The 17,237-nt window shown below is 46.6% G+C and carries 14 protein-coding genes and 2 pseudogenes; 9 read left to right on the top strand and 7 right to left on the bottom strand.

Going from position 1 to position 17,237, the window contains the following annotated elements:
- Positions 1 to 950: 950 nt before the first annotated feature.
- The 5 genes and pseudogenes from BRW63_RS28770 to BRW63_RS05590 form a co-directional block, all read left to right on the top strand.
- Positions 951 to 1,169 (top strand): annotated as a pseudogene (locus BRW63_RS28770) (ISAs1 family transposase); the annotation flags it as partial.
- Positions 1,170 to 1,527: 358 nt separating this feature from the next.
- Entirely contained in the window at positions 1,528 to 1,911 is a 384-nt protein-coding gene (locus tag BRW63_RS05605; RefSeq protein ID WP_073069926.1) for a hypothetical protein, read from the top strand.
- 8 nt (positions 1,912 to 1,919) lie between these two features.
- The gene (locus BRW63_RS05600; protein ID WP_073069925.1) at positions 1,920 to 2,255 is read left to right on the top strand and encodes a hypothetical protein; all 336 of its coding nucleotides are present in this window, start codon (positions 1,920 to 1,922) and stop codon (positions 2,253 to 2,255) included.
- A 348-nt stretch (positions 2,256 to 2,603) separates the two neighbouring features.
- Positions 2,604 to 2,828, top strand: coding sequence for a DUF433 domain-containing protein (locus tag BRW63_RS05595; protein ID WP_073069924.1), 225 nt, complete (start codon positions 2,604 to 2,606; stop codon positions 2,826 to 2,828).
- Complete coding sequence (locus BRW63_RS05590) at positions 2,825 to 3,163, top strand: DUF5615 family PIN-like protein (protein ID WP_073069923.1); 339 nt, start codon at positions 2,825 to 2,827, stop codon at positions 3,161 to 3,163. Before BRW63_RS05595 ends, BRW63_RS05590 begins: the two co-directional genes overlap by 4 nt.
- Positions 3,164 to 3,260: 97 nt before the next feature.
- On the opposite strand, the gene bchH is transcribed toward BRW63_RS05590, so the two are convergent.
- From bchH to BRW63_RS28765, 6 genes and pseudogenes are all read right to left on the bottom strand, one after another.
- Positions 3,261 to 6,908, bottom strand: a complete 3,648-nt coding sequence (gene bchH, locus BRW63_RS05585) for a magnesium chelatase subunit H (RefSeq protein WP_073069922.1) — start codon at positions 6,906 to 6,908, stop codon at positions 3,261 to 3,263.
- A gap of 133 nt (positions 6,909 to 7,041) precedes the next feature.
- Complete coding sequence (locus BRW63_RS05580) at positions 7,042 to 7,815, bottom strand: Npun_F0296 family exosortase-dependent surface protein (RefSeq protein ID WP_073069921.1); 774 nt, start codon at positions 7,813 to 7,815, stop codon at positions 7,042 to 7,044.
- A gap of 392 nt (positions 7,816 to 8,207) precedes the next feature.
- Positions 8,208 to 8,906 (bottom strand): histidine kinase, encoded by a 699-nt coding sequence (locus BRW63_RS05575; protein WP_073069920.1) that lies wholly within the window; start codon positions 8,904 to 8,906, stop codon positions 8,208 to 8,210.
- Positions 8,907 to 9,053: 147 nt separating this feature from the next.
- Positions 9,054 to 9,998, bottom strand: coding sequence for a manganese catalase family protein (locus BRW63_RS05570; protein ID WP_073069919.1), 945 nt, complete (start codon positions 9,996 to 9,998; stop codon positions 9,054 to 9,056).
- A 1,089-nt stretch (positions 9,999 to 11,087) separates the two neighbouring features.
- A complete protein-coding gene (gene psaK / locus BRW63_RS27150) occupies positions 11,088 to 11,375 on the bottom strand; it encodes a photosystem I reaction center subunit PsaK (RefSeq protein ID WP_083582726.1) in 288 nt (95 codons plus the stop codon).
- A pseudogene (locus BRW63_RS28765) lies at positions 11,320 to 11,610 on the bottom strand (transposase); the annotation flags it as partial. The gene psaK and the pseudogene BRW63_RS28765, both read right to left, overlap by 56 nt.
- Before the next feature lie 306 nt (positions 11,611 to 11,916).
- Between BRW63_RS28765 and ffh the strand changes: the two are divergent.
- The 4 genes from ffh (at position 11,917) to BRW63_RS05545 (ending at position 15,283) form a co-directional block, all read left to right on the top strand.
- A complete protein-coding gene (ffh, locus tag BRW63_RS05560) occupies positions 11,917 to 13,392 on the top strand; it encodes a signal recognition particle protein (protein WP_073069918.1) in 1,476 nt (491 codons plus the stop codon).
- A gap of 105 nt (positions 13,393 to 13,497) precedes the next feature.
- On the top strand, positions 13,498 to 13,749 hold the full coding sequence (gene rpsP, locus BRW63_RS05555) for a 30S ribosomal protein S16 (RefSeq protein ID WP_073069917.1): 252 nt from the start codon (positions 13,498 to 13,500) through the stop codon (positions 13,747 to 13,749).
- A 7-nt stretch (positions 13,750 to 13,756) separates the two neighbouring features.
- Positions 13,757 to 14,143, top strand: a complete 387-nt coding sequence (locus BRW63_RS05550; protein WP_073069916.1) for a KH domain-containing protein — start codon at positions 13,757 to 13,759, stop codon at positions 14,141 to 14,143.
- A 186-nt stretch (positions 14,144 to 14,329) separates the two neighbouring features.
- The gene (locus tag BRW63_RS05545; protein WP_073069915.1) at positions 14,330 to 15,283 is read left to right on the top strand and encodes a PhoH family protein; all 954 of its coding nucleotides are present in this window, start codon (positions 14,330 to 14,332) and stop codon (positions 15,281 to 15,283) included.
- 164 nt (positions 15,284 to 15,447) lie between these two features.
- Here the strand turns inward: BRW63_RS05545 and BRW63_RS05540 are convergent, their stop codons facing one another.
- Positions 15,448 to 16,860, bottom strand: coding sequence for an RNA-directed DNA polymerase (locus BRW63_RS05540; protein ID WP_143162011.1), 1,413 nt, complete (start codon positions 16,858 to 16,860; stop codon positions 15,448 to 15,450).
- Positions 16,861 to 17,237: the final 377 nt, after the last annotated feature.

The raw sequence follows: 17,237 nt of genomic DNA, 5'->3' as shown, positions 1-17,237 counted from the left end.
CTATCTTTCGCTCAAGATTATTCCAAGTCACCTTTAGTGACTAATGCCTCAGCGTTTCTGTCTTTGAGCGATCGTGGGTAGATGCAAGCTTTATCACAATCCACTAGTTAGCAGATCGATTACGAGGTCAGTAACTAATCTCACAACTAGGTTACTGGTTACTTCTGCAAATAACAAGGGCTTAACACGATGGTAGTTCTTAGAAAATGTACTTTATAGCACTTATACTTTACTTTCTTGAAGCACTTATACAACTTATAAGCCTCGCCATAGGAAGCTTTCAATTTTTCTTGAGCACGAATATACTTGGTTTTAACCCATCAATCCTTATTGATAAAGCCTACGAGTCTGCTTCAGAAAATAAGGGGTTTTCCGTATTTTGAAGTACTTAAAAACACATACAATTACTAAGCTATTCAACGAAGCTATTGAGGAAACTTCTTGTACTGCAACCAGAATGTATCATTTTTGACAACGCCTACTAGTTTAGATATCGGTCAAAAATAATACTTATCTTTTGATTAATGAGTGAGTATAAGTTGATTTAGACAGCGCAAATCCTTGATCGATCGCAACCTATCCCAACACTAGGGCAAGATCAGCCAATTGACTGATCATTCTCCGCAAAATTCTCAGGGTGAATCAACACCGATCGCCTTTTGTTTTTTATTAAAACCTGTAAAAAAATTAACTATTGCTGCGGTTCTAATCTATTGGCTACGATTTTTTGGTAAAAACTCACCTAATGATTCAATCAAAATTAAAAGCTTGTAAGGAGAAAACCGTTGATTACGACCCTTTTGCTGACGGCGGCTCCTAGAACTTTAGAATGGACTCTAGGGCAAACGCATACGTTTCTTAACCATTGAGTGGCAGGGGTTGGAACGATCGAGAAGAGAACGTAAAATCCAGAGCAGACCTGATTGTGAGGAGCGTTCTGGGATGATTGGGTGCCAGCAGTGTTCAACATCCCTGATGGACAACTGATTGGTCTAGATGGCAAAACGCTACGAGGCCGTTACGACCGTGGCGGTAAACAAAGCATGATTCATCGGGTGAGCGCCTGGGCGAATCAAAGTCGGCTGGTGTTAGGACAGCAAAAAGTGAACGAGAAATCGAATGAAATCACAGCGATTCCAGAACTCTTGCAGGGACTCGATCTAAACGGAGCAGGGAAATATCTTGGATCATTTCTACGCGATGTGTTTCTGACACTCTTAGCCTGGGTGTATCTTTATATCCGTCGCATCCGTTTTATCATTAGTAGAAAGGCAAGAGCTTTTTATACCTGGCGAACTGGTGCAGGCTTTACCAATACAGATTGCAACTCCCTCGATCGCTTCATCTGCCGTCTCATATAAGTCACGCAGACCGCAATTGCGCTAATTTCTCTGGGTCAGGCTGCCTAAAACCACGACCATTTACCTCTTCTGTGTTAGGTTCTTGCGGGACTATTTGGGAAACGAGATTTTGTTGTTATGCTAAGGTTTTAGAGCAAGTAGTAGATTCAGATTAGTGATTCATAACATGGATGTTCTAATTGAGTCAACAAAGGGGTTTGAGAAGGATCTTGGTAAGCTGAGTGAAGGCGATAAAGCAGCAGTGATTCAAAAAATCAACGACTGCGCCAGCCTCTTCCCAACTCAAAAAGCTGATGTTTATCGTAAGCTGCGACGGCTCGGCCTACCGTCAAATCTTAATGGCTACGAATCTTCACTGTATACACTACGGGTTTCTCAAAAACTAAGCGTGGTTTTGTCAGTTGACGAAGACCCAATTTTTGGGCAAGTTATTTTTACTCTTTTTCGGGCAGTCAAACATGATGACCTTGATCAAGCGTATAAAGATGTAGCAGAGTCCTTATATCAAGGGCTACTTCACTACGATCGAGAAACTGCTCAGATCTCGTAAGCTTATTTATGGCAAAAGCTCTGACTCTTTGCGATGAATACGGCGTTACTTACGAAGCCATGAAAATTTTGCCAAATGACAAGCTAAAAATTTGTTTTCTTGAAGCCTTGTCAGAACTTGAAGACAGCGAGTGTCACAGAACAAGAAAATTTCCAAAAACGAGACTGCATAAAGTAAAGGGTGTGAAGCAGGCAATTTATCGTGCCGATATCGATAAGGTGTCAGGCTGGCGTATCCACGTTCAATACCTTAATGGGCAAATTCATCTCAAAGATGTGATTGAGGGGCAAAGGCACGATGATGTCATTGAGGTGATTAAATCTAAGAAGACACGCTACGAGTAGTTCTCAGTCCTGCTTGTTGCCTCACCTGCACCAGCTTTCCGAGAGGTTGTTTGGTTCGATCGTAGTGCATCTTGCAGCATAATTAGATTGTTCCACGAGAACTGGATACAAATGTTACCTGTTAGGAACAATACATCCATCGCCAGTTCTGTAGAACAACCTCGTTGGAACCGACACGCGAAACATGGTCGGTAAGGTTAACCGCACTGCTAACTAAAGTTAACAGTAGCTGTAATCGATCTGGTGCGGTTCAACTCGATCGTTAGCCTGGTAATCTGCTAGTGGGCAGTTAGCAAACTCCGTTGAAAGGCGTTTACACTGAGTCATGAACTTGTGAAGTGCCGCATCATGTCAGAGCCACTCAAGAGAATCACAATCAATCCCAGGCAATGTGGCGGTCGTCCCTGCATTCGAGGGATGAGAATCCGAGTATCGGATGTTTTAGACTTGTTTGCGGCTGGGCTGAGTGCTGAAGAGATTTTAGAAGAGATGCCTGATCTTGAGGCAGACGATCTGAAAGCAGCACTTTTATACGCATCACGTAAGCTCAATCATCCGGTATTAGTTGCATGACAATTTGGGTAGATGCCCATCTGTCGCCCGCGATCGCAACTTGGATCATCAGCTCTTTTAGAATAACAGCATTAGCCTTACGCGATGTTGGGTTGAGAGATGCTGAAGACTCTGAGATTTTTGAGGCAGCAAAGGCTCAAGCAATTATCCTCATGACCAAAGACAGCGACTTTGTTGATCTGGTTGGTCTTCTTGGATCACCACCACAAATCATCTGGTTGACGTGTGGAAATACTTCAAATGCTCGATTGCGAGAGATCTTGAGCGCGACTTTACCAGAAGCACTGCAACTTTTACGAGCAGGTGAAGCGTTAGTCGAAATCAGTGGAGATTAGCAGCGTAGGGTCACTCGTGAACTCGATCGTCAAAGCTAGTCGTCATGAGAGAAAGTTTATCTGCGGTGGGTGATAGGCACCGATATCTAGAATTAATCTACACCGCGATCGCCACTCCCTCGATCGCTTCATCTGCCGTTTCGTATAAATCACGTAGCTGCGCCAACTTCTCTGGTTCAGGTTGCCAAAAACCACGACCGTTTGCTTCTAACATTCGGCTGACGATGTTGCGAAATGCTTCAGGGTTTGCCGATCGCAGTTTGTTTGCCATCTCTGCATCGAGCGCATAGGTTTCGGCGGCTTGGTCATAGACCCACGACTCTTGAAAATCGACGGTGCCGCCCCAGCCAATCAAAGCCGTCATACGTTGAGAAATCTCGTATGCTCCGCCAGAACCCTGATCTGCCATTGCTTCCGCCCATTTTGGATTCAACAACTTCGTGCGATATTCCATTCGCAGCAGATCGTCTAAATCGCGAGGGGTCGAATCTTTTGAAAAACTCTCGACAAAACTCGCCTGGACTTTTTTGCCCTGCTGCTTTTCTGCTGCCCGCTTTAATCCGCCCGTGTTGGCATAATATTCTTGAATGTCTGTCAAGCCATATTCGACCGAATCGATTTCTTGAATGATCCGATCGGTCGTTTTTAATAGCGATTGCAAGATCAGCGATCGATCTTGTCCTTTATCGCTTCTGCCATAGCTAAATCCGTTGCGACTCTGCCAGGTTTGCGCTAATTCATCGCCCGATTCCCAATTACCAGCAACAACCTGATCGTTAACGAGAGAGCCATAATCTCCAGATGGATTGGAGAATAGCCGTGCCGAAGGATTTTCAACGCCTTGAGACTTGAGCGCTACAACGTGTTTACGAATGAAATTTTGATCGTTTGGTTCATCAGCATCGGCAGCACGTTGAAACAGATCATCTAATAGCTCAATGATGTTGACAAAGCTATCTCTAAAAATGCCTGAAAGATTAGCTAACACATCAATGCGCGGATGTCCAACTTCTGCTAAAGGCTTTAACTCATAGCGGACAATTCGCCCCGTGCCTTCTTTAACGGGTTCTGCACCGACTAGCTCTAATAAAATGCCCAGCGATTCACCTTTTGTCTTAATCGCGTCTAAGCCCCACAGCATCACTGCAACGGTTTCAGGATAGGTACTGTGCTGCTGCAAATGTTGCGTGAGAATTTGTTGCGCGATCGCTCTCCCTCGTTCATAAGCGGCAGGTGAAGGCATCCGATAAGGGTCGAGGGCGTGAATGTTGCGTCCGGTAGGCAAAACTCCTGCACCGTCGCGCAGCAAATCACCACCGGGAGCAGGCGGAATATATTCTCCATTCAGTCCGCGTAGAAGATTAGTAAGTTCGTCGGTGTTTTGAGCCAGCAAATTGCGGATCTGCAATGCCTCCTCAGTCTCTAGCGAACCATCAAAATAAGCGTTGAGATAACCGTCTAATTCTTCGGGGTTAGGTGGTTCACCGAGGACATGCAGACCCGATGAGAACAGACGATTTTCGAGAATTTGCAGATACTCGTAGAGAGTGACTAAGTAGTGATTAAAGGCATCGTTGCTGAAAAGTTTGACGGTCTCGATCGTGAATTCCATCCCCATCTGTTTAGCCTCTGCAAATGGACAATCTGCATCCAGTCCAGTGTCGCTAATCTTCTTACAAATCGCCTCTTTTAGCGCATAATTTTTATCGGGATCTTCACGATATTCAGCAATCAGATCGCGTAGGGTGACGAGTTCTTTATACAACCCCGATCGACCATAAGGCGGCACGTTATGCGAGATTAAAACGCCATAGCCGCGACGCTTTGCCAGAATTGATTCTGAGGGATTATTGGCAGCGTAAATGTAGAGATTGGGCAAATCTCCAAGCAAGACATCTGACCACGAATAGCCCGTGTTGCCCAACGGAGAACCGGGGAGCCATTCAACGGTGCCGTGCATCCCAAAGTGAACGATCGCGTTTGCCTGAAAGTCTTTTTGCAGCCACTGATAAAATGCGGCATATTGCGGATGAGGGGTGAGGTCACGATCGAACATTAATCGCATTGGGTCGCCCGAAATCCCTAACGGAGGTTGTACTCCAATCCACACATTGCCAAACTGAACACCGCCCCAGGTGAGGTCTTCACCCATCGTTTTGATGCCGCTTCCTGATAGCGACTTCCACTGTTTCTCAATTCGTGAGGTCAGAAGATAGCCTAGCCATTTTTCTAACGTCCGAACGTTGACAGAATGTTGAGTTGAATCATCAGTTTGGGATTCACCGAGCCATTCATCAGCTTGTTTGACTTGACGAATAATTTCTTCGCCGTTTTCGGGCAAGTCTCCGATCGTGTAGCCTTGATCTTTGAGTGCCTGTAAAAGTTTGAGCAGCGACTTCGGCACATTCAACAATGCGGCTGTGCCGACGGCTCCATAACCGGGGGGGAAGCCATATAAAATGATAGCGAGTTTACGATCGCTGACCGATTTCTGTCGCAGATCAATCCAATTTTGCAGCCGTCCGGTGAGCCGTTTGACTCGTTCGGGAATCAGGTAAATCTTCTCACCGACTAAACCGCCGAGTGGAATGGTGTCGATCGCGCCATCTAATTCTGGCAGCGCATACAGCACAACGCTTTGCAAACCGCCGATGCCTTGCCGCGTCCAGGAGTGGATGTCTTGAATCAGCAGCGGTGCCGCCACTAAATAAGGAATATTTTTGGCACTGAGAATGCGTTTTGCCACGTCGGTTTGACGACCCGCTTCCATCGATCCTGCTGGGCCTCCGACTAATGGAAAGCCGATCGTAGACACGATCGCGTCTACTTTTACCGCTTCACTAGAAAGCGATTTTGTGTCTACGATTCCTTGTTGACGTTGGGCTTGCTCATAGTCAGTTGTCATCAAGTCACGCACGGCAACATGTCCTTCAACGCCGTTAATAAAAATTGGCAGAGGAATCAAACCCGCTTGCTCAAAATGTCGAATTAATTGAGCAATATAAGGCTGTTTTGTAATGACGTGCTTTCGATAAAGCAAAATGCCAACTACCGGAAGATTGTTAGATTGGCGAGTTTGATACCAGTTCAAATATTGTTTAGGAGACTCAAAATAACCTGAATAATCTGGGTGTAATAAGCCGATGTTGGGAGTCTCGATCGGAGGTGCAATCTCTCCAACTTCTAACCCTAAATACTGCTCTGCCAAAACCCAAAACAGAGATGCCACATTTTCTGATCCGCCCGCATTCCAATAGCCATAAACAATCAGCCAGTTCCGCAGATCTTGCACCTTTTGACCTGGAACAAACTTTAGCAGTTTCGGCCCAATTTTGAGAAAGCTAATGTAACCTGCAAGTTTGTCTTCTTCGCGCCCATTGCCAAACTTGTCGAGGATGAACTTAATGGGTTTGGGCATTCCCTTGGGCTTGTCACCAATAGCAAACTTTCCTAGCTGTGTGAGGCTCATCAACTCTAACGCCGACTCAAACACTAGCCGAATCGGAATGGGCTGCACTCGCTCTCGTAGCCACATCACCTGATCATAGTCAAACAGCAGACTCCCAAAAAATACGTCAGCATTGCGGAGGGCAGACTCAACTTCAGTCGAGTGGGTGGTGAGATCGCGATCGCTAAACACTAAAATCTCTAGTTCTGGGCACCGCGCCTGAGCTACTTGAGCCGCCTGTCGGTAAAGATCCGCGTTGAAGGACTCAAACCCAGCGATTAAAACAATCCGTTTCATGCCCTAATTGTTAAGAAGTTCCGATGTCTCAATCTTAAAGCAGTCTCCAAAAAGAAATGCACCTCTCGGCGAGAGGTGCAGATCCAAAACCTTATTTAAAAGTCATCCAGCTTTGCTAAGATGCTTTTTCAACCTAATTTTGAGAAAGGTTTTGGTTGCGTTTCCGCAGAAACATGCCGCCTGTTGCCAACAGTCCCAACACAATGCCCGGTTCAGGAACCGATTTCGGCTTCAGATTGCCATCAAAATCAAACTTGCCTGTTCCCTGATGGAAAGAGTGGTTATCAGATTCAAAACCGCCCCCATTCGTGCTGGATTGGGAAACCACGATTTTGTCAAAGTTGTCGGCACTGCTGTCGGAGTAGAAATGGACATAGCCGTTGCCTTCTCCATTTTGCCATGAGGCTTTAAACAAAGCCGCGTTGTTGAGAATGTCAGCAGTGGTAAAAGACTTGACCAGTTTGTCTTTGCCAGTTGTGCCACTTTGGTAAAAAGAGAACGTGTTGTTTTGGCTCACTGCACCCCAGTCAATCCCAAAGTAGTTTAGGGTTTTGTCCAATTTAATCGTTGCAGCATCGCCGTTAAAAACTGCCAGATAGTTAGAGCCGTTTTGCTTGCCTGTTGACCCAGCAGGTGCCCACTGGTCAGCACGGACGCTGCTAGTACCTGAGGTGTTTTCAAACGAGTATTTAGCAAACCCGGTGGTGGGCACTTTGCCTGAGTTGAAGTCGATCGTGGTGGTCTCCTTTAACTTAGCAAACTCGGAGAATGCACCTTGATTCGTTTCCCCATTCAAACCGGGAGCGCCGTTGGTGATTTTAAATGAGATGGCTTGAGCAGAACTTGAGTAGCCAAGGGCTGCAATCGTGCTAACTGCTGCGATACAAAAGACATTGATGGATTTCATTGATTTGGGTTCTCGCCTATCTATGACCTTTCAACTGTCATTATCAACGCAGCAATAGGGCAAAGTCTTTGAGAGAAAGTACTGAACTTATCAACAATTTTGCTTCTAAACTTTTTGATATCAAATCAATAAAATCTTTCTACAAACTCCGTTAACTTACTTCAGTAATGAGCAAGTAAAGTTCCTTTGTTCATGACAAGTTCAAACATTCTCTTTGAAGCTTTTGACAGGTTCACGAGTTCTTTAAAGTCTACTGTGTAAACTTACATAGCCTCAATAGTTCTACTTAGAGATTAACACGCTGACTTGTGAGTAGAAGACTCATGAAAGTGTCCTAGTTTTCACCGATAAATTCAGAGAAGCCTAGCTTTGTTTAAAGCAAAAATCGATCGCTAGTCTGCGATCGGCAAAGTCACCGCAACAATCGTCGAGCCATCTAATAGCATCTGACAGGTGACTGCTCCGTTTTGAACTTCAACTCGTTTGCAGCAGAGGGCTATCTCTGGGGCAAAGTCGCGCTCACCTAATGAGACAAATCGTTGAGCAGTAATGCTGATGGTTATTTGTGACTCAAGCTGGTTGACTTCTAAAATGGTGGTCACATCGGGATCAGAACATTTCAGCGATCGCCCCAAAAGATCGGTTAAAACTTCTTCGAGCAAGTCACGATCGGCAATGACGGGCGGCAAAACCGCAGGAAATTTGCAAATTAAGCGCGGAGTCTCAGCTTTGGGGGCGAGCAGATGACGACTCACGCAATCTAAAAGCAGATGCAAATCTAAAGCTTCTAGCTGAACGGTGACTTTTCCGGCTTCTATTTTTTGCAGCAGGGTGGCATCGGCAAGCAAATCTCCTAGCTGTTGGAGTTCGGCTGCCATCGACGCGATGTTAATCTGCCACTCAGATGAGTCGTGAACCGCTTGATTGAGTTGGGTCAAATAAGTCTGAATCGAGGTCAGCGATCGTCCGACTCGCCGCTCGATCGCCGTCACTAACTTCTGCTGAGACTTGAGCTGATTTCGCAGATCAGCCGTTTCCACTTCTTCTAGCGAGGGTGAACTTAGAGGGAGTGGGGCGCATTGCTGAGACATGATGCCCAAAAGATGATTGATGCTTTAATTTTACTGCTGCTTTAATAAAGTTAACAAATATTCAAACTATCCTCAAGCTTTTCTCGACTACAAAAATGGTGGAGAGACTTTCGCCCTCCACCGATTCGCTATTTCCCAGGGCAGGAATTAACTGCCAGGAGTGAGGTGATCGATCGCATCAACGACCCGCTCAACCACATTGGGGTTACTTTTCCCCTCCCCGTTCACCATCATGGCTTGAGGAGTTTTGGGCGTGCCGTGCAATCGTGGATCGGGTTGGGGTGGTTCTGGGATTGATCCGATCGGTTCAGGATTCGCCACATACTGAAACTCGCCTTTGCCATCCATTGAGGGACCTTTTGCCCAACGTCCTTCGGCGCTTTCTTCTCCCTCAGAGTTGTTCCAGAATTGATACGCATACTCGTTCTTGCCATATTCATAGGCAATGCCGGGAACAACCGTATCCTCAAATCCTTCACTCTTGAGATCTTCGATCGCCGCTAACCACTGGTTTTGATGCATGGTGTCACGGGCGATCATGAAGCTGAGATGGTCTTTCACGCCTGGGTCATCGGTCATCTGATACAACCGTACAGCCTGCATCAGACCTTGAGATTCAGCATGGAGATTAGAACGAAAGTCTGCCAATAAGTTGCCACTGGCGACGATAAAGCGACCGTTCCAGGGGAAGCCGACACTATCAGATGGCGTTGCACCTCCACCAGAAACAATTTCGTGCTGGGGGTTCATCGCTGCCACAATCACATCTCGGGGGTTCATCCCGCCCATAACCGCACCGACGACGGGATCTTTTGCACCATCTTCTTGCATTTTGACTGGGGCTTTCTCTAATAGATGAGCGATCATCGTGGCTAACATCTCAACGTGACCAATTTCCTCAGTCCCGATATCTAGCAGCATATCGCGGTATTTAGCAGGTCCGCGGCAGTTCCAGCCCTGAAATAAGTACTGCATCATTACAGTCATTTCCCCAAAGCTACCCCCGATGAGTTCTTGCATTTTCTTGGCATAAATCGGATCGGGATTTGCGGGTGGAGTGAAGTATTGTAATCGTTTTGTGTGATAGAACATGGCAAGTTAAATTCCTAGGCTTAGGGTATTGCGCTTGATTTGAGACGACAACAAGATGCGTCTCTAAACTGAGCTAATAACACTTGATATTTGTGTCATTCCTACTCCCTATGTAACTAGTTAGAAACTTCCTGTTCGTCAGCCTTTAGGAAGGCAAAGCGTATCCAATAGAGATAAGAGATATAGCACTTCCTAATCCCTTAAAGTGCCAACAAAGGCTTAAGTCCCTTTGCTTAGGAATTGCCATACTAAAACGCAAATTTTAGTTAACCAACCGATCGAACGAAATCAAACCTTTATGTAAAGCAAAGTTGTAGCCTAAAAGTAGTAGAAAGGCTATTAATTGAACACAAAAAATCGGCTTGAAGGTCTACTATTATTAATTCGCTAATTATTTGTAGTTAAATCTCTTATATTTGCGAAAGTAGTTAGTCTAAAGTTTTATGCAATAAAAAAGTCAGAGAAACTTTTCTCTGACTCGCTGCAAACGATAAACAGTTGGTTAATTAAGGTACGACGAGATTCGACAGCCGTGACATATCCTCCGTCATCGCCTACCCGACGCTGATTGCAAGCAATACAACGATGGCTCTCCGAGACTTTGGCTACTCGTTTCATTGGCTGGGCAACCCCTATCGCCTCCACGAGCGTTGTTTAGACTCCGCGTCATGACCCACCGCAGAGGATTAATTTTTGTTTGATGCGGTAGGCTTTTCAGCTTCCCGACTCGTGTCACTCCCGCCTGTTGATTGAGTCTCGTACTCTAGGTTAGGGACATTCCCGAACTATGCTGGTTCTGAGGGTTGCAGGCATTTCGGATGGCAACTTCACCAATGAAGCGATTGTACCATGCTCGTTGATGGCAGAGGAGATTGGCGCTTCCTCGTTGATGCTAATCTCTGAGCAAGCGACGCTTACTATCGCTTAAGCGCTCAGACCTGGAGGAGGGTTTCCCTCCGTAGCGCTCAGTGCTGAAGACGGGTTCCCCATCGCAGGCAACTGAGTAAGAAGGGGACTGAGTAAGAAAGCATCGACTCGTCAGTGCCCGTCTTATATCCCGACGTTCATCGAAGCGGCAGAACGCGGGGCTTACGACGTTAGGGCTAAAATTGCACCTGCTCCGAGAATGTGGCCGAACCTAGTCGCGCCAATCAATGCAGGCAACCCAAAACCGCCTAACGGGCTAGAAGCTGGCAGGGCAGGGAAAGCACTCGGTTTCTTGATAGTAAATTTGGCAAACGCGATCGCCAAAATATTGCAGACGATCATGACGATCGCTACTGTCGGAGTCCATTCTAGGGCGAACGCACACGTTTCTTGATCATTGGCGGGAGGGGTTAGGAACTTGAGCCAAAACCTTGGTGAGATAATGATCATCCCAACCCGCCTTAAGTCGTTTAGCACGCGTGCCGCCTTTGGCGGACTGCTCGTGAGAGCTTAAATTCACCGCGAGATGGCAAATCACCGCTAAGTTTTCTGCACAATCCCCCTGAGTGGCGCGAGCTGGGTCTTCTCGGAATCCGCCATCCAAAATCCCCTGCAATGGATTCTCAAGGCCCCAGTGACCCCGTACCGCAGGGGCGAAACCTGTTGCATCCAGCGGTAAACTCAGCCGCTAGTAGCGCCTTTCACTCGTCATGTCTCCTATCGCAGAGGCTGAAACCGAAAAAGTTGCCCTTCCCGCTTGACTTTTAAGATCATCGCTAAATCCCTCTCCCAGAGCGGGAGAGGGACTTTGAAGCTGGCTCCCCTTCTCCCAAATTTGGGGAAGGGTTGGGGGATGAGGGCAAATTTTGATTCACGCAGGAGGTCTAATAAATAATGTAAGTGAACGCGCTAATCTGGTAGATGGCGGATCACAAAACCTTCGCCTACTATATTTTGATAGACTGCCGATCGTTTGACTTTTATTTGACCTATGTTTGACGCTCTCTCTGAACGCTTAGAACAAGCCTGGACTAAATTACGCGGTCAGGACAAAATCTCTGAATCCAACGTCAAAGACGCGCTTCGAGAAGTTCGTCGTGCTCTGCTCGAAGCCGATGTTAACCTGCAAATCGTCAAAGATTTTGTAGCTGAGGTTGAGCAAAAAGCACTCGGCGCAGAAGTCGTGCAGGGAGTGCGCCCCGATCAGCAATTTATTGAAGTTGTCTATAACGAGCTAGTCCAGGTGATGGGCGAGGCGAATGTCCCACTAGCTGAAGCGCCATCAAAACCGACGATCGTGCTGATGGCAGGTCTGCAAGGCACGGGTAAAACCACCGCTAGTGCCAAACTCGCGCTCCATCTCCGCAAAGAAGAACGCACCACGCTGCTAGTCGCGACCGATGTCTATCGACCTGCGGCGATCGACCAACTCGTCGCCCTCGGCAAACAGATTAATATCCCAGTTTTTGAACTAGGGACAAGCGCTGACCCCGTTGAGATTGCGCGTCAAGGAGTCGAGAAAGCGAGAGCCGACGGCTTTGATGTCGTAATCGTTGACACAGCAGGTCGTCTGCAAATCGACCAAGAGATGATGGGCGAACTTGCCCGGATCAAAGAAACCATTCAGCCCCATGAAACCCTGCTCGTCGTGGATGCCATGACTGGACAGGAAGCCGCCAACCTGACCCGCACTTTTCACGACCAAATTGGTATCACGGGAGCCATTCTCACCAAATTAGACGGGGATACTCGCGGGGGGGCTGCGCTGTCAGTGCGACGCATTTCAGGACAGCCAATCAAATTCGTTGGCGTGGGTGAAAAAGTCGATGCGTTGCAGCCGTTTTACCCCGATCGCATGGCATCGCGCATTCTCGGCATGGGCGACGTTTTAACGCTGGTCGAGAAAGCCCGCGAAGAAGTCGATATGGCAGAAGCCGAAAAGATGCAGGAGAAAATTCTCTCTGCAAAATTCGACTTTACCGACTTTCTCAAGCAGACCCGCTTGCTCAAAAACATGGGTTCTCTGGGCGGCATCATGAAGCTGATTCCGGGTATGGGCAAGTTGAGCAGCGAACAGCTTGAGCAAGGGGAAACCCAACTCAAAAAAGCGGAAGCGATGATCGGCTCCATGACGGTTCAAGAGCGCAAAGATCCCGACATTTTGTCGAGTTCTCCGAGTCGTCGCCGTCGCGTTGCCAAAGGCTCTGGTTATGGCGAGAGAGAGGTCAGCGAACTGGTGACCAACTTCCAGCGAATGCGAACGATGATGCAGCAAATGGGGCAAGGTAACTTCCCCGGCATGGGCGGAATGCCCGGAATGGGAATGCCGGGTATGGGCGGTGGAATGCCCGGAATGCCCGGAATGGGCGGCAACCCTTCCCCTCAGCCTGGATGGCGCGGCGGCGGTGGCAACCCCAATAAAAAGAAAAAGAAAGACAAGAAAAAGAAGGGCTTTGGAACGCTGTGAGGTTGATTCAGTTTCAAGACTCAACATCGTGCCCTCTAGCTGTGATACGATAAATAGTCCACGATCGAACGATTTTGTAATCCAACAGGAGTTCAGTTTTCTAGCATGATCAAACTGCGATTAAAGCGATTTGGCAAAAAGCGCGAAGTAAGTTACCGCATTGTCGCGATTAACAGCCGTGACCGTCGCGACGGTAGACCGATCGCTGAAGTCGGTTTCTATAACCCTCGCACCGACGAAACGCGGCTTGATGTGCCCGCGATCGAAGCTTGGCTGCAAAAAGGCGCACAGCCGACCGAAACAGTTCGCAACATTCTAACCAAAGCTAACGTTCTAGAACAAAAAGTTTGGGCCTGATTCTTCTATGCCAGAGCATACCGCCGTGCCCGACTATGCAAGCTTGGCACGCTTTTTAGTTCAGCCATTTTTAGAAACCCCAGACTCGCTTAAGGTTGACTGCGAAATTTCGTCGCGCTCACGGGTCTGGGTGCGGTTAGCCTTTGAAGGAACCGATAAAGGACGGGTGTTTGGTCGCGGTGGGCGAAACATCCAAGCGATTCGGAGTGTCCTTGAAGGCGTGGCAAAAGCCGCCGGACACACTGCCCTGCTAGATGTTTACGGCACCCCAAAAGAAGGGTCTGACCACGAACGATCGGATGAGTCATTTTCTCCCCGCAGATCGGAAGCGTCACCTCGTCCGTCGGGCGCACCACGCGTGGTGCCCAAGCCTAAACCCCGACCAACCGAGTAAAGGAATTTTGCAGTTTTGAGCCAGTGTCTTATAACCCTCGCTAGACTAATAAATAGACGCTGAAAAGGCACCTGATCAGTCTGCAAAGATACAGATTCAGGTGTCTTTAGCGTTTAGATGTTGAATTTTGGATCTAGCCTTCATTAAGATTCAGCATTGTGACTCTATACCCTAACCCTGGTCTGAATGGTAGAAACCTTAACTGTCGAATTGCCAAGTGTCGAAAGCGCGATCGCGCTAGCCGGAACCCAAGAAAATAATCTGAAAACATTAGCCAAGCAAACCGGGGCAACTCTGGTGATGCGAGGGCAAGAGCTATTGATCTCTGGCACCAAAAATCAGATTGATCTCAGTCAGCGACTAGTTCAGGCTCTAGAAGAATATTGGAGCCAGGGAAAATCGATTACCAGCGTTGATATTCTCACAGCGCGTCAAGCCTTAGACGCTCATCAAGAAGACACTCTGCAAGAGCTTCAGCAAGATGTCTTGGCACGGACGCGACGCGGCGACGTGATTCGGGCTAAAACCTTTCGACAACGGCAATATATTCAAGCCGTTCGCAGCCATGATCTGACGTTTTGCATCGGCCCCGCCGGGACTGGAAAAACCTACCTAGCGGCAGTTCTAGCTGTTCAAGCGTTGCTATCAAATGAGTATGAGCGGTTGGTGTTGACCCGCCCGGCGGTGGAAGCGGGAGAGAAATTGGGCTTTCTACCTGGAGATTTGCAGCAAAAGGTCAATCCCTATCTGCGTCCCCTTTATGACGCGCTGTATGAATTTGTCGAGCCAGAAAAAATCGCTAGTCTAATGGAGCGAGGCGTTATTGAAGTGGCTCCGATCGCCTACATGCGCGGTCGCACCCTCAACAATGCGTTTGTGATCGTGGATGAGGCCCAAAATACGACTCCCGCTCAGATGAAAATGCTGCTGACTCGGATTGGGTTCCGCTCTAAAATGGTGGTGACGGGCGACTTGACTCAAACAGATTTGCCTAATCACCAAACCTCTGGGCTGTCGATGGCAGAGCGAATCTTACGATCGGTCGATGGTATCGCGTTCTGCAATCTCTCTAAAGCTGACGTAGTGCGCCATCAGTTAGTGCAGCGCATTGTCGAAGCTTACGAAACGTTCGAGCAGTAGTCTACTTAGAGAAGGGCTGAATAAAGGGAAACCCATCTAAAACATAACTTTGACGTTTGGGTCTGACGCAGTAACGTTTGCGCTCACCGGACACAGATAATTTTTACAGCTCAACCAACCACTTTGGGAAGTTCCAGTACAGCGCAGTTTTTTGCCTATACACTTTACCTTTTATGGATTACACCAAGTGCTTGAATCTCACCAGATGGGCCACTAGTTTCTCCAGGTGGAATAATGAGTGATGTTGCCCTATCATAAAAGGTAACATTACCTTGCTTCAGTTGGGAAAACCAAGGATCTCTAGAGACATGATCATACCCAGTAGATAAGTATCCCAATCTATTTGCTTCATATGAAAAAAGCCATTGATTGCCATAAAGCTCGTCTTCTGTTAAAAATTGTTCCCATTTCTTGGTAATCAACCATTCTGGAATCCTTCCTCGTTGCTGTGCATCCAACGCTAAAATCGCAACAATAGAATCTTCCATACCAGAAATTGCTTGACTGGCTTCTTTGTATATAGCCAGCTTGAATACAATTATTGACCATATAGCCCAAGCCACTTCACTGCTATGTCCGAGCGGGGCATGTTGAAGAACTTGCAGATTGAGATTTTTTTCGAGTGAGTCTAGGTCAATTGGGTATTTCTTAATTTGATTATTCTGAAATATTGATAAGGCATCGCGTAAAGTACTTGATTCGATTGTCACTGACTGCAAGAGTAAACTTTCGAGCAATGACCAATTATCTGGATGAAGTTCATGAAAGTTTTCAATTCTTGCAATTGCATACTTAAGAACTGGCTCTTGAGGAGCCTCCTTAGAGATTTGAAAAGCGCGATCGAAATAGCGAATGATGTCTTGCATTTGAGCAAGCTTACTCTTGCTGAATTTGTAATCAGATAACTCTAAAACCCAGGTAGAGTCTAAAGAACAAGGTAACTTAACAATTCTAGTCTTATCAGGATTAAGAGTTAGTTCAAAATCTGATAAAACTTGCTGAAGATGACTTAGAGCTGTCTCTGCTTCTGAACGAGTTAGAAAAACGAATTCATAATCATCGCTGTAGCGAAAGCCTCTGTATGGATGTGAACACGAGTTTGAAATCCGTCTTTCCAGTTCTAAATCTAAAGTACAAAGTATCAATTCAGCGATGACTAGCGATGTGTCAGGACTAATAGGAATACCCATTGTCTGACCATCCTGGCTGTTACGAATCAATTTATCAAGTTGATTTCCAAGCAAAGATGAATCATTTCTTCGGCTTTTTGCAATTTCTTTTCCATGCACGGCCCAAGGGATGCTGTGCGTATAAATGGACTGGTAAAACTGTGAAATATCTGTCTGTAAAGCATATCTACCGATTGCTCTATTTTTAGCTCTTTCCCTAGGGAGATCAGGAAAATCAAGTAAAGGTGAAATTGAGCGATTACGCTTTGGATGTGGTGTATGGACAGGTTTGCTTTTTGAAAAATTAGATTTTTGAGTTATTAATTTAATGTCACTCCAATTATTTTCTATAACTTTAGCTATCTCTATAAAAAAAGCTGGATTTTGAATACTTAACTTTCTTCTCAAAGACCCATACCTTACATGGCTATGTGAGTAAAGCTTTGAGTTATTTCTAGAAGGCGGTTGCAAGGAACTGTTAGCTACCACGAAGTCAGCAAGCGAGCTGGCTTTAAATGGTGGAGGGAGTTCTCTAGGAAAGTAACCTCTCGCAATCAAATCTCTCCTATCCATCTATTCCCCCAGTAATGACGGCTCGTTTAGCCCTTAATTATAGTTATGAAACTCAACGCCTCAGACATTTTACTTTCAAGTGCAGACAGATAACCTTTAAGAACTACCCAGAAAGCTAACTTCTTTTTAGGAAGAGTTTCTGCATAACACCCTAAATTAGGGAACATGTGTAGAGTTTCCACCTATTTTCAGATTTAGTCCAGTTGTCAGAA

It is taken from the genome of Phormidesmis priestleyi ULC007, from assembly GCF_001895925.1.
In the GTDB taxonomy this organism is placed as follows: domain Bacteria; phylum Cyanobacteriota; class Cyanobacteriia; order Leptolyngbyales; family Leptolyngbyaceae; genus Phormidesmis_A; species Phormidesmis_A priestleyi_A.
This window is presented reverse-complemented; position numbering and strand designations above follow the sequence as displayed.

Coding starts and splice junctions, on each gene's coding strand:
- BRW63_RS05605 (WP_073069926.1), top strand. CDS start 1,528: ATGGATGTTCTAATTGAGTCAACAAAGGGGTTTGAGAAGGATCTTGGT.
- BRW63_RS05600 (WP_073069925.1), top strand. CDS start 1,920: ATGGCAAAAGCTCTGACTCTTTGCGATGAATACGGCGTTACTTACGAA.
- BRW63_RS05595 (WP_073069924.1), top strand. CDS start 2,604: ATGTCAGAGCCACTCAAGAGAATCACAATCAATCCCAGGCAATGTGGC.
- BRW63_RS05590 (WP_073069923.1), top strand. CDS start 2,825: ATGACAATTTGGGTAGATGCCCATCTGTCGCCCGCGATCGCAACTTGG.
- bchH (WP_073069922.1), bottom strand. CDS start 6,908: ATGAAACGGATTGTTTTAATCGCTGGGTTTGAGTCCTTCAACGCGGAT.
- BRW63_RS05580 (WP_073069921.1), bottom strand. CDS start 7,815: ATGAAATCCATCAATGTCTTTTGTATCGCAGCAGTTAGCACGATTGCA.
- BRW63_RS05575 (WP_073069920.1), bottom strand. CDS start 8,906: ATGTCTCAGCAATGCGCCCCACTCCCTCTAAGTTCACCCTCGCTAGAA.
- BRW63_RS05570 (WP_073069919.1), bottom strand. CDS start 9,998: ATGTTCTATCACACAAAACGATTACAATACTTCACTCCACCCGCAAAT.
- psaK (WP_083582726.1), bottom strand. CDS start 11,375: ATGATCATTATCTCACCAAGGTTTTGGCTCAAGTTCCTAACCCCTCCC.
- ffh (WP_073069918.1), top strand. CDS start 11,917: ATGTTTGACGCTCTCTCTGAACGCTTAGAACAAGCCTGGACTAAATTA.
- rpsP (WP_073069917.1), top strand. CDS start 13,498: ATGATCAAACTGCGATTAAAGCGATTTGGCAAAAAGCGCGAAGTAAGT.
- BRW63_RS05550 (WP_073069916.1), top strand. CDS start 13,757: ATGCCAGAGCATACCGCCGTGCCCGACTATGCAAGCTTGGCACGCTTT.
- BRW63_RS05545 (WP_073069915.1), top strand. CDS start 14,330: ATGGTAGAAACCTTAACTGTCGAATTGCCAAGTGTCGAAAGCGCGATC.